The organism is Bacillus gobiensis (assembly GCF_001278705.1).
Classification (GTDB): Bacteria; Bacillota; Bacilli; order Bacillales; family Bacillaceae; genus Bacillus; species Bacillus gobiensis.
The window spans coordinates 3498599-3510721 of sequence record NZ_CP012600.1 but is presented as its reverse complement, the minus strand read 5'-3'; the positions used below and the strand labels follow the sequence as shown (position 1 = coordinate 3510721).

Annotated in this window: 12 protein-coding genes; all 12 read left to right on the top strand. The window is 39.5% G+C overall.

Going from position 1 to position 12123, the window contains the following annotated elements; genetic code table 11:
• The first annotated feature begins 129 nt into the window (after positions 1–129).
• The 12 genes from AM592_RS17550 to AM592_RS17500 all read left to right on the top strand — a co-directional run bounded on the left by AM592_RS17550 (position 130) and on the right by AM592_RS17500 (position 12099).
• Entirely contained in the window at positions 130–1299 is a 1170-nt protein-coding gene (locus AM592_RS17550) for an MFS transporter (protein WP_053604998.1), read from the top strand.
• Between the two features lie 23 nt (positions 1300–1322).
• On the top strand, positions 1323–1718 hold the full coding sequence (locus AM592_RS17545; RefSeq protein WP_053604997.1) for a carboxymuconolactone decarboxylase family protein: 396 nt from the start codon (positions 1323–1325) through the stop codon (positions 1716–1718).
• A 388-nt stretch (positions 1719–2106) separates the two neighbouring features.
• Positions 2107–3372, top strand: coding sequence for an MDR family MFS transporter (locus AM592_RS17540; protein WP_053604996.1), 1266 nt, complete (start codon positions 2107–2109; stop codon positions 3370–3372).
• 232 nt (positions 3373–3604) lie between these two features.
• Positions 3605–4072, top strand: a complete 468-nt coding sequence (locus AM592_RS17535; RefSeq protein WP_158320322.1) for a YwqH-like family protein — start codon at positions 3605–3607, stop codon at positions 4070–4072.
• Entirely contained in the window at positions 4072–4332 is a 261-nt protein-coding gene (locus AM592_RS17530) for a YwqI/YxiC family protein (RefSeq protein ID WP_053604994.1), read from the top strand. The genes AM592_RS17535 and AM592_RS17530 overlap by 1 nt, the downstream gene beginning before the upstream one ends.
• A gap of 24 nt (positions 4333–4356) precedes the next feature.
• Positions 4357–6354: a ribonuclease YeeF family protein gene (locus AM592_RS17525; RefSeq protein WP_053604993.1), complete on the top strand. Its 1998-nt coding sequence runs from the start codon at positions 4357–4359 to the stop codon at positions 6352–6354.
• A 13-nt stretch (positions 6355–6367) separates the two neighbouring features.
• Entirely contained in the window at positions 6368–6880 is a 513-nt protein-coding gene (locus tag AM592_RS17520) for an Imm6 family immunity protein (protein WP_053604992.1), read from the top strand.
• 383 nt (positions 6881–7263) lie between these two features.
• Positions 7264–7389: a pre-toxin TG domain-containing protein gene (locus AM592_RS24005; RefSeq protein ID WP_148564346.1), complete on the top strand. Its 126-nt coding sequence runs from the start codon at positions 7264–7266 to the stop codon at positions 7387–7389.
• Between the two features lie 290 nt (positions 7390–7679).
• Positions 7680–8147, top strand: a complete 468-nt coding sequence (locus AM592_RS17515; protein WP_082364165.1) for a DUF600 domain-containing protein — start codon at positions 7680–7682, stop codon at positions 8145–8147.
• A 672-nt stretch (positions 8148–8819) separates the two neighbouring features.
• Positions 8820–10262 carry an alanine/glycine:cation symporter family protein gene (locus tag AM592_RS17510; RefSeq protein WP_053604991.1) on the top strand — a complete coding sequence of 481 codons (1443 nt, stop codon included), beginning with the start codon at positions 8820–8822 and terminating at the stop codon, positions 10260–10262.
• A gap of 272 nt (positions 10263–10534) precedes the next feature.
• Positions 10535–10822 carry an ArsR/SmtB family transcription factor gene (locus AM592_RS17505; RefSeq protein ID WP_053604990.1) on the top strand — a complete coding sequence of 96 codons (288 nt, stop codon included), beginning with the start codon at positions 10535–10537 and terminating at the stop codon, positions 10820–10822.
• A 104-nt stretch (positions 10823–10926) separates the two neighbouring features.
• Positions 10927–12099: an MFS transporter gene (locus tag AM592_RS17500; RefSeq protein WP_053604989.1), complete on the top strand. Its 1173-nt coding sequence runs from the start codon at positions 10927–10929 to the stop codon at positions 12097–12099.
• The last annotated feature ends 24 nt before the right edge of the window (positions 12100–12123 follow it).

Here is a 12123-nt window from a genome sequence, read left to right as displayed (position 1 = left end):
AATATCTCTTTTCTCACTTTCGATTGAAGGGACTCACATCTTGTTACTCCTAATACCAGTATAAACTGACTCCTATAATAGGAAAAAAACATTGAGTAAGATAAAAATGAAAAGAGGTGATAATTAATCATGCTGACAAAACGAATGGTTTGGCTCCTTTCTGCAACAGCTGGTTTTACTGTGGCCAATGTCTATTTGAATCAGACATTGCTCGTAAGTATGGCGGATTCCTTTGGTGTCTCGGCGACTCAGATTGGAATGATTGCGACCTTATCCCAGATCGGATATGCACTTGGCAATCTTTTTCTCGTTCCATTGGGAGATCTTTATGAAAGACGGCGAATCATTTTGCTTCTGCTTGCTTTTGTATGTGTGGGATTATTGGCATCGGCTATGGCGCAAAGCTTCATATGGATGGTTACGGCAAGCTTATTTTTAGGGTTTGTGACCATCGTTCCACAGATCATTGTCCCTCTGGCCGCGAGTCTTGCTAAGGCGAATGAAAGAGGAAAAATCCTCGGAAATATTGCGGTCGGATTGGTCTCCGGCATACTATGCGCGAGACTTGTGAGCGGGTTCGTGGATGCCCAATTCGGGTGGAGAGCTGTATATTGGCTGTCCTTGGGATTTACCGTTCTATTTATCGTTCTTATTCGCCTGGGGCTTCCAAAAAATAAAGAATCACAAAACATGTCGTACAAACAGCTGCTGCTTTCGTTAGGGCCGATCTTTATGAAGGAAAACGTCTTAAAGAGGGTATGCCTCAGCCAGGGGATGATGTTTGCTGCGTTCAGTTTATTCTGGACTACACTCGTCTTTCTTTTAACCTCGCCGCCGTATTCCTACGGAAGCGGAGCGGTTGGCACAATTGGTCTCGTGAGTATTGGCGGAGCATTTGCAGCCCCGGTTATCGGGCGATTTATCGACAATAGAGGCGCCGGTCTTGCAAATATGATCTGTATGGTCATCGGTTTGCTGTCCTTTATTGTTGCGTTTGCCGGCGGCGGATTCTTGCCTGCAGTGATCGCCAGTGCGCTGCTTGTGACTGTAGGTACACAAGCTAATCAAGTGGCATGCCAAGCGAAGCTGTTTCAGCTTTCTCCGGAAAAGAGAAGCCGTTTAAATGGATTGTATATGGTTTCAACGTTTCTTGGCGGTGCACTCGGATCTTTTGTAGGGGTTCAGGCTTGGAGCCATTTCCATTGGACAGGTGTTTGTACCGCAGGCTTGATTATGGTCGCTATCGCTTTGAGTTCAGCAATTGGTTCAGAAAAACAGATGCCAGTGGCGTCACACTAAAATGAGAAAGGTGAGGATTGATAATGAAGCTAGATGAAAACTATACAAAAGGTTTGGAAGTCTTAGAGAAAATTGATAAGGAAAATTACGAGGCTATTGTAAACAGCTTTAAAGATTCAGTTGCTCCGGATTTAGGGGTGCTTGCTGTTTCATTTAATTACGGACAAATCTTTTCAAGACCAGGCTTGGATCTAAAATCAAGGATGCTGGCAACAGTGGCAGGCTTGACGGCGCTTGGAAATACCGAACAATTGCGTTTTTACATCAATGGAGCATTAAATGTCGGATGGACAGAGGAAGAAATCCTGGAAGCAATGATGCAAATGATCATTTATTCCGGCTTTCCAAACGGCTTAAACACAATTCTCACCGTCGCATCGGAAGTTTTTGAAAGCAGAAAAGAAAAGCAAACAATCTAGGGAATTAAAAAACAAGCGAAGAATGATAGAAATGTAAAAGTCATCTAGCGACATAGATGGCTTTTTGTTGTTTATAAAGGGTTTAGCATTAGCTGCCTATCGACTAAAGAAGCATAAACAAAGCCGACCCGGTACACGGATCGGCTGAAATATTATAAGTAAGTAGAATATCTAAAATTAGTTCCTAAAAAAGGCACATCTTAAGAAAGGATCCTATTGCTTGGCTTCTATAATATTAGTTTAAACGAAAGCTCATTATAAGTCTATATCTTTATAAAAAAATAATTTATTGTAGACATACCTGGCCGGGAATATTTGAGAGGAGTGCAGTTGGAAAAAGCTTTTCATGCAGTGCATTGTAATTAATCCTTAGTTAGGGGGGGAACTTTTGCAATGGCTTTCATGGGATCTTAACCTGAAAACCAGGTTAATTGGCGAGACTATCTTCAATTTAATGTATTGGATGTATTTCCCTTTTATTGCGCTCTACTTTAGCGATGCTCTCGGCAAAACAACGGCCGGAATTTTGATGACCTTACCACCGCTTATGAACATCATCGGCAGCATGCTCGGCGGATTTCTATCTGACCGATTTGGACGCCGCCCATCCATGCTGATGGGGTCTTTATTGCGGGTAGTAATGTTTGTACTGTTTGCTATGTCAACATCCCATTGGATTGATTATCTCGCATTTATCGGGATCAGTCTCGGCGGATCAATTTACAAGCCGGCAAGCTCGGCGATGGTAGCCGATCTAATCACGGAAAAGGATCGAAGAAGGGTGTTCGCCACCTTTGTAACAGGTATGAATATTGGGGCCGTATTTGGACCGGTACTGGGAGCGATTTTCTTCTTTCATTACCGGAGCGGATTGCTGTGGACCTGTACGATCGTCTCACTGCTCTATTCCATTGCGATCTTTGTTTTGATTCAGGAAACACTGCCGAATTCCATTAAGAAAGATGAGAAATCGAACACCATGATCTCTTTTCTGAAGGATCAATGGAAAAACTATGCCGTGATCTTCCAAGACAAAGTCTTTTCCCTTTATATCCTGGCTGGCGTTTTTGTTACGGTTGCGTTCATGCAGTTGGATTTGTATTTGGCTGTATACGTGAATGATTATGTGCCGGCACAAACGATGTTTACTTGGAATGACTGGTCGCTTTCGCTCAGCAGCGCAGAGGTGTTCGGATGGATGCTGGGGTTAAACGGACTCATGTTTGTCCTTTGTGTCATTCCTATCACCAAATGGTTTGAAAATTGGAGTGACAGAAATACAATGATTCTTTCAACACTGCTGTTTGGATCAGGAATGTTTTTGATCGGACTAACCACAAACGTTTGGCTGTTGCTCGGATTTATGGTTATATTAACGCTCGGGGAGGTAATCAGTTCACCAGTGGGGCATAGTTTTGTGAGCAAGTATGCACCAGAAAATGCGAGAGGTCAATATATGGGAGCTTCTGATCTCCAATACTCGGTAGGACGCTTTATCGCACCATTGTCGATTGTTCTTTCTGCGTGGCTGCCGCCAATCGGCGTTTTTGGATTTCTATTGCTTTGTACGTTGATCGGTGCTGCTCTTTATGTACGGTTATTTCAAATCATGCCGATAAGTGATCAAGAGAAAAAAGAAGATGGCGTAAGTTAACTACAGGAATGTAGCATGCTGGACGGACCAAGACTGTATTTCAGTTTTGGTCTGTTTTTCTACGCTTATCCATATAAAGTTTCAGAGAAATGGAAGACTTCGTCTGAAGATTCTTTTTATTTTTCATCCCGGCACATTTGTAGGCCTATTCACCCTGGAATGACAGAAAAAGAGGAAAATAAACCTATTTAAGGAAAGAGTCTTTCTCCTTACACTTAAGATGTGGGAAAAGATGACATACACTGAATCCAGTTTTAACGAGGTGAAACAATTGTTCAGCTTGGAGAATCTAGCACAAATCCGCGGTGCCATAACGGGCCAAGTGGCAGATGTGGAAGAAAAGATTGAAAGATTGAAAAAAGCCAAAACAGAAATTGAGCACCAGCAAAATGATTATTTGGGTGAAAGCAAGAAAATTAGTAAACCCGAACTATCGAAATCCTGGACAGGCTCCCGGGCAGATCAGTTTAATGATGTCCGAAATGAAGCCCAGCAAACGATTGAAGACATTTTGAATGATGAATATGAAAGCTACAAAGACAGTATAGATTGGGAGATTACACAATTAAACATTCAAAAGGAAGCACTGTCTTTTGCAGGCATCCTGGCGCGCGAAGCGGAAGAAGTAGCGGACGCTGGAAAAGAGACGTTGGAAGCTGCAGGAGACAAATTTAATGATCTAAAAAGGTGGCTGTTTTAATGACAACGATCCAACTAAGGTCAAAAGAGGTTTTAGCGAAGCTGAATGAAATAAAAAATGAGATTGACGCACTTTCGTTAAAAGGTCCGTCTATGTCCTCTCTCGGAGACAATAAACTTGATTTTACCGCAAAGTGGCGGGAAAGAGAAACGAACATCCATGAGTTGGTCTCTCAATATAAGGAGGCCGTATTAAAAAATCTCGAGGATACACGAGATAACGTAAACACCTTAAAGGAACAGGATGAAGCGATCAAATAAAAATGAAAGAAAGGCTTGGATTGAATGGCGAATAAAGTCTATGAAGCGAAAACATTAGAATCTGCGACAAAAGCACGTGCCGAGGAGTATCAAGAGCTTAAACGCCAAATGAATCAGGTAAAACAGAACATGCAGGCACTTGTTGACCTCGATGGGTTTCATGGAAAAGGTGCGGAGGCAATCAAAGGTTTTTATCAAGCACAGATTGACGTAGTGAATGAGTGGATTCAACTGATTGATAAAAATATTGCCTTTATGAAAGGGATTCCAGGTACTGCAGAGGATTTTGATCTTGCCGGGGATACGGCTGTCCAAGTTCCTTTTGTGGAGGAGGATGTATCGAACAGCCTCAGTCGTGCGAAGGAAATGGTTTCTGAACAGCACCGGGAATTAAAAGGTACATTCAGTCAAATTGACGACTTGGTCTCCCTCACACCTTTTTCAAAAGAATCCTTCCATTCCCAAATCGAGGATTCCGAAAAAAAACGTTCGGAAACGGTAAAAGAAGTGAATGAGCTGGACCGTGTGCTAAAAGAGGAATATGAAATGCTGGAAAGCGATGAAGCCATCGTCACCACACTTTATCAGCAATTGTTGGCTTCGACTGGAAGCGGCGGGAACGTCACCTCGATCCACTTCGATGCCAAGGCCTATCACAACAGCGAAATCTACAAGCTCCGGGAAGAAAATGCCGCCAGACAAGCGGAGTACTTGCAATTTAAAAAGGATCAAATCGAACAAAGGAGACTGGCAAAAGAACAAGAAGAGCTGGAAAACCGTCCTTGGTACGAAAAAGCGTGGGATGCAACCTGCACCTTTACGGGAGAGCTCACAGGATATTATGATTATAAGAGAGCAATAGAAGGTATTGACCCCGTCACAGGCGAAAAGCTATCTACCGCAGAACGTGTCGCCGCCGGAGCAATGGCAGCTGCGGGCTTTATACCAGTAGTCGGCTGGGCCGGCCGGGCAATCAAAGGCGGAAGCGCGATTTATAAAACTGCAAAGGGCTTAAATGCGGCGAACCACGCCTTATACGCCTATAAGAGCACCAAAGGTATGGACATCCTCCAGAAAAGTGAAATGGGTATCTACGGCTTAGTTGCAGCCAACGGCTTTAGCGAAGCAGCAACCGGAAGGGATATGTTCGGCAACAAGCTTTCAGACGAGAAACGCACGCAGAGCCTGACAAATGCACTTGGAATAACGGCATTGGGAGGACTGGCGCGATATGCGGATCATGTGCAAACAAGAAATCTACCTAATACAAAAGCGCCGTACAGCAACCAATATGTCAGCAACAAAATAAACCAAGCCAAAAATGCGCTTGAGAAGGTCAAGAGAAATGTTGGGCAGTTTGAGGTGCCTGTCAAAGTCCGTGTTCAACAGCTAGCAACCCCAAACAACATTCCAATGGCGGCCCACTTTAGCCTCGAGAAAAAGTCAGTGAGCGAGATTGCACAGGCGTTTTCGGTGAGGAATGGTACTAAGGGTACGGGTAAAGAAAGTAAGATTGAAATTGGTAAAACTGATATAGATGCACTAAGGAAAAAATGGAATGTTCCAGAAACTGAAACAGTTGCAGTTGGAAAGACTGATGTAAATGGATTAGAAGATTTGACTTTTGAAGGAGGATCGCCGAAAGTACGAAAAGAAGCTAGATTACCTGATTTAGATGAAGTAATGCCCGACAGGAATATCAAAGCCCCAGGGAATAACCCATTGTTCACTAGGCATGCAGAGGAAGGTGTTCTGAATGAATTTGATTCAGCAGTAATAAAGGCAGGTATAAAACCAGAAGATGTAGTAGGAACATTAAAACTTCATCAATCGAATCCTTCAGGTGTATGTAGAAAGTGTTATCAGGGGTTAGCGAATGATAAAGTTCCGCCTGGTGTGTTAAAGCAATTAAGTTTAAAATATCCTAATTTAAAAATTGAAGTAACATCGGAAATTGATGAAAGCATTAAAGTAACTGGTAGGCTTAATCTAATGATTAAACATGGAAAGTATATTGATTAGTTGGAGGTTAATTATGGCTAATACTAACTTCAGTAGTTTAACAGAAGACGGTAAAGTAGTATTTTTTCTTGGACTTTCAGAAAAAGTTTTGTCGGTATTTTCTCAAAAGGAAGATCAAATTTTAGCCCAGGAAGTTATATATAAATGTTGGGAGTGGCTAAAAGATAAAGAAAATATAGGGGATATTCTTTATGAATTATTAGATAATGAGGAAAATGGTATAACAATAATTCAAGAGATGTCAGATAATGAAACAGACGTCATGGCTTGGAACTGTATTATTGATGCAGTTGCTTATACTAGTAGAAAAGCATTTGAAAGAGAAGGTGTCAAATATTATCCAGAACCAATTGCTTTAGTTGATGATACATTAGTAGACCATTTTATAGACTGTTTTGAAAGATGTATAGAGAATTCAGATAGTTATATTCAGAGAATAAATTTTTTATTGGATGATTACAAGAATGGGAATATTGCGAGTGATTTGCGGACAGAAGTTTTAAGGGAATTACAAATACAAAATTAACTATTACTCTATTATTTTATGAACTTTTTTGGATTAGAGTAATCAAATTAGAAAAGGATGTTTGCAGTTTAGAGTTGCAGGAATCCCTATTATGCATAGAAATAGCACTTGATTTCCTTTTAGGTAACAAGTGCTTTTGTTTTCTTATAAAATATTTATGTCTGGAAGATTAAAAATGATTACTTGAAATTCAAAATTCATGATGGTTGTACCATCTTGGGCAGACATGCAAGATTTGTAAAAGACGACTACGTTTGCTCGTGGTGATAAGCAATAGGAATATTGTAAAAGCACTTTTGATTTACAGTATCATAAAGTTCTTATCCACCTTTCGCCATGGAAGTTATAGGCTTTAAGAAAAAATAAAGATACAATAGAATTAATTGGCAACAGGCGAAAAGCTAACCTCCGCAGAACAAGTAGCTGCCGGAGCAATGGCCGCAGCCGGGTCCATCCCGGTAGGGCGATTAATTGCGGAAACACGATCTATAAATCCGCCAAAGGCTTAAACAACGGCGAACCACGCCTTAGACGCTTATAAGAACACCAAAGGTATGGACATCGTCCAGAAGCAGAAAATTTAAGCGTAATAAAAGTTACCGTATTGACAATCTTTTAAACTTATAAATTATAAGAACCATTAAGTACAGCACTGAATTATCTAGACATAAAAATACCTTAACTGCGTTCTCAGTGAGAAGCGGTTGAGCAGGTACTAATGTTACGGTAATGGTTAAGGGAGCCAGTGGGTTTAAAATGATTTTATTAAAGATGGAATAGTGCGTTAGGAGGTAAACATGTGAAGGTATTTGAGGATTATTTTACAGAATTACAAGCAGATATGGTGGCAGTTTGTTTAGAGTATGTTGATAATAAAGCAGAGGATATCTTTATCTATTGTTCATATGAACCAAAAATGTATGCTTTTGATTTTTTCTGTAAAATTAACGGGAATATTGTCCATAAACATCAACTAAATGAGGCTACAAAAGAATTGGGTAGTCAACACAATCAAGTTTATGATGTTTCAAGAGAAAGACAGAGTGCTGCACTGAAAATTGGTAATCAAAATTTAATGTTTATCCATAATAAGTGTGAAGAGTTCAATAAAGAAATGCCTACGGAAATGAAATTGCATTATAATGTAAAACAAAACAGTCTAAAAGGACAATATAAATATGACTTAATTTATTCGAATGATGACGAACTATTACCTGATGATATTTTTGATTTATGGTTCGAGGAAGTGAAGCAAAATAATTTATAAAAAGCTTACCGAGATTTTTAAATATAACTCAACTTTCGCAGAATAAAAACATGTTCGATTCTTTTTTGGTAGGGCTAACATGGATGATATTAATCCGGATAGAGAGTTTTAAAACGCCATATAAACTTATTAAAAACCGAAAATTGTTACAATATTAGACAAGCTGTATAAGGAGGTACTAACAATTGTGGATCAGAAGCTTGATTTCTTAAAAAAATATACTATGAAGAAAGATGGAAATGTACGCATTATCCTAGAGGATGAAATTGAAAAAATAGATTCATTCCCCCTGTTAGGGGTATGAAAAGGAACGAATGATCGGTGCCGAATGGCCTCTTTATCTGTGCATTGTAGGGTATATATGTTATTCATTTGTTAGCATAATAACAATAGGGAATAACCTTTTTAAAATTAGCAATGGCCATTAAAGGAACAAATACATGTGGTTGATTATTATTGCAAATAATAAAGAATATTCTTGAAAAGCAGCTCATATTTTAATATAATAAAACCTTCTAAATGAAAGCGTTTTATATCGGTTTTAATTACTTAGAATCTTTTTTTATATCGTTAACGTGAGAAAATATGACATATTTCTTGTTTAATCAAATTGATATAATCATAATTTAATAGGTCATTATCTATCTAGATAAGTAGCAAGGAGGAGCATAATTGGAGAAATTTGTTTCTGGTTTAAATGGTGTTTTGTGGAGTGAGCCGGTTATATACATATTAATGATTATCGGTCTAACATTCTCAGTTTTGACTCGTTTTCTGCAGGTTAGACATATTAAGGAAATGATTAAATTGATGTTCCAAGGGAAAAGCTCAGAAGCAGGAGTCTCATCTTTTCAAGCATTATCCATTGCGTTATCAGGACGTGTGGGTACAGGGAATATTGCTGGTGTAGCGACAGCCATCGCATTTGGCGGGCCGGGTGCTGTATTTTGGATGTGGGCCATTGCGTTTTTTGGCGCATCCAGTGCTTTTATCGAATCAACTCTCGCGCAGATTTATAAAGTAAAACAGGATGGGCAATACCGAGGAGGTCCGGCCTATTACATCGAAAAAGGAATAGGATGGAAATGGTTTGCTTTTCTTTTTGCTTTTGCTGCACTGATAGCAATGGCTATTCTTATGCCAGGGGTACAATCGAATTCCATTTCTGAGGGTGTAAAAAATGCATTTGGTATTCATCCCGCGATTACTGGGGTATTAATCGTTCTTTTATTAGGTTTCATTATTTTTGGCGGTGTAAAAAGAATTGCAAATGCAGCCCAGTTAATCGTTCCTTTCATGGCATTAGGCTATATCCTGTTATCTTTAGTCATTGTTATTACGCATATTGACCAATTGCCAGGTGTTATTTCACTAATTTTCAGAAGTGCGTTTGCACTGGATTCCGCATTTGGCGGGCTTATTGGTATGGCTATTTCATGGGGAGTGAAACGAGGCATTTATTCAAATGAGGCTGGCCAGGGCACAGGTCCTCATCCGGCTGCTGCCGCTGAAGTTTCACATCCCGTTAAACAAGGATTGGTCCAAGCGTTCTCTGTATATATTGATACGCTCTTTGTCTGCTCCGCTACAGCGTTTATGATTTTGTTTACGGGAATGTATAATACCGAAGCTGCAGATGGATCTTTCATAGTCAACAATTTAAAAGGGGTTGAAGCAGGTCCTGGATTTACACAGGCCGCTATTGACAGTGTCATCCCTGGATTTGGAGCCGGATTTGTTGCCATTGCCTTATTTTTCTTCGCTTTTACAACAATCATGGCCTACTACTATATTGCAGAAACAAATATTGCATACATTGCTCAAGGGAAAAATAGCAAATGGGCAATGTTGATTTTAAAGCTTGTGATTTTGGCATCTACATTCTATGGGACCGTGAAAACCGCAGAATTAGCATGGGCATGGGGAGATGCCGGACTCGGAATTATGGTTTGGCTGAATATTATTGCAATCGTCCTCTTAGCAAAGCCGGCGCTTGCTGCATTAAAAGATTATGAGAAACAGAAAAAACAAGGCATTGACCCAGTATTTGATCCGAAAGCGTTAGGAATTAAAAATGCTGATTACTGGGAGAAAGAATACAAAAAAGATCACTAATGTAGCTTTGAAATAAAGTTTGATTAAAAATATCCCACAAATCCTCATTCTACGGCATATAAAAAGAATCCATTTTGAAAAAGATTGATCAAAATGGATTTTTTTCTTTTTGAAAGAACATTTCGTAAAAAAGTTTAAAAACGATTACACTTTTTTATAAATAATACAACTTTATTTAAAATCATAGCTAACATATAGATTGCTGACCTAAAAATAATTGGGTCAGTTTTTTTATATTTGCCAACCTTCCCATTTTATACTATGATAGTTCCATGAATATAAAACTATCAGAAGATCAAATCAGAGTACAGATATTTAAAGCATTAGCGGATGAATCACGGTTGGCGATTGTTCGAACATTATACAAAAACCAAAGGGAATTAAGCTGTGGAGAGGTTGGTGAACAATGCAATATTGTTAAGACAACAGCATCGTATCATTTTCGTACGCTTCGCGAAGCTGGCTTAACAATCGTAAGAAAGGATTCAAGAACAAGGTACATTCGTTTAAATTTAGAGACATTTCAAAAGTATTTGCCTGATTTTCTAGACACTTTATAAAACGTTCAGGTAGACAGCTGTATTTTGCCGTTTACCTGGAGTATCGTGTTTCTTTTTTTATTCTATAGTTTCATAATTTTAAAACTATTACACCGGAGGTTATCATGAACAAAACGATTGCTTTATTCTTTTTTATTATGTTCGTCATCGGGACGGATACATTTTTAATTTCTCCTTTATTGCCAATACTTAGCAGCCTTTACGATGTAACTACCGATGTGTCTGGATGGATGGTAAGTTCCTATGCGTTAGGCTATGCATTATTTGCTCTTGTTGCAGGCCCAATTTCTGATAATCTCAATCGGAAGACTGTTATGATTTATGGATTGGCAGCTTTTGCTTTATCTACATTTCTCTGCGGGCTGGCGCCTGATTTTTGGAGCATGTGTGCTTTCAGATTTATCGCCGGAGTAAGCGCAGCATTTGTAACGCCTCAGGTTTGGGCTTCTATTCCTTTAATAGTAAAACCGGATCAGATTGTAAAAAGCATGGGGATAGCCACTGCTGGTTTGGCTGTTTCGCAGGCTTTGGGACTTCCGATGGGAAGCTTCTTGGCTTCGCTTTCGTGGAGGGCACCTTTTTTTGTCTTGGCCGCTTTTTCAATCGTGCTGATTTTCTTAACGGTTTTTATGCCGGCAATCAAGTCCTCTCAACAAATAAACCAGCAATCTATTTTTAATAGATATAAACATCTGTTTTCAGAGTCGCACGTTTTCATCGTTTTCTTTGCCTATCTGCTTTTTCAAACCGGAAATTTTGCGGCGTTTACGTTTTTGGGGACATGGTTAAGTGATGATTATCATTTCAATGTGGCACAAATTGGTACAGCTATGCTGGTACTTGGGATGGGGAATTTTATCGGAAGTTTCTTTGGATCCCGCTACATATCTAAAATCGGTCAAACAAAATCTTTACTTGGTGGAATCCTTCTTATGGGGTTATTGTATTTCTGCCTTCCTTTCTTTCCGAGTGTGATTCTCGTTGAGATCTCGTTCTTTTTGCTGTTTTTTTTCGCAGGTATTCTTTTTCCAATTATGATGAGTCTGTTTCAATCGCTTAACCCCTCCGCAAGAGGAACGATCGCTTCACTGTCTAATTCAGTTATGTACTTTGGAACTACACTCGGTGCATTTATCGCCGGCCAATTATATGCTCACTTTGGAAATTTCAATTCAGTTACATCGTTCACGGCAGCCATGTTTCTTTTATCGATCATTACTTATAAAGCAAGCGGAATTTTGGGTGCTGAACAGAAAGTGAACAAACCTGCATCATAAGCTATAAACTGAAAAACACCTCTC

What these genes read in the sequence shown, in the direction of transcription:
- AM592_RS17550 (WP_053604998.1), top strand. Translation starts at nt 130, where the DNA reads ATGCTGACAAAACGAATGGTTTGGCTCCTTTCTGCAACAGCTGGTTTT.
- AM592_RS17545 (WP_053604997.1), top strand. Translation starts at nt 1,323, where the DNA reads ATGAAGCTAGATGAAAACTATACAAAAGGTTTGGAAGTCTTAGAGAAA.
- AM592_RS17535 (WP_158320322.1), top strand. Translation starts at nt 3,605, where the DNA reads ATGACATACACTGAATCCAGTTTTAACGAGGTGAAACAATTGTTCAGC.
- AM592_RS17530 (WP_053604994.1), top strand. Translation starts at nt 4,072, where the DNA reads ATGACAACGATCCAACTAAGGTCAAAAGAGGTTTTAGCGAAGCTGAAT.
- AM592_RS17525 (WP_053604993.1), top strand. Translation starts at nt 4,357, where the DNA reads ATGGCGAATAAAGTCTATGAAGCGAAAACATTAGAATCTGCGACAAAA.
- AM592_RS17520 (WP_053604992.1), top strand. Translation starts at nt 6,368, where the DNA reads ATGGCTAATACTAACTTCAGTAGTTTAACAGAAGACGGTAAAGTAGTA.
- AM592_RS17505 (WP_053604990.1), top strand. Translation starts at nt 10,535, where the DNA reads ATGAATATAAAACTATCAGAAGATCAAATCAGAGTACAGATATTTAAA.
- AM592_RS17500 (WP_053604989.1), top strand. Translation starts at nt 10,927, where the DNA reads ATGAACAAAACGATTGCTTTATTCTTTTTTATTATGTTCGTCATCGGG.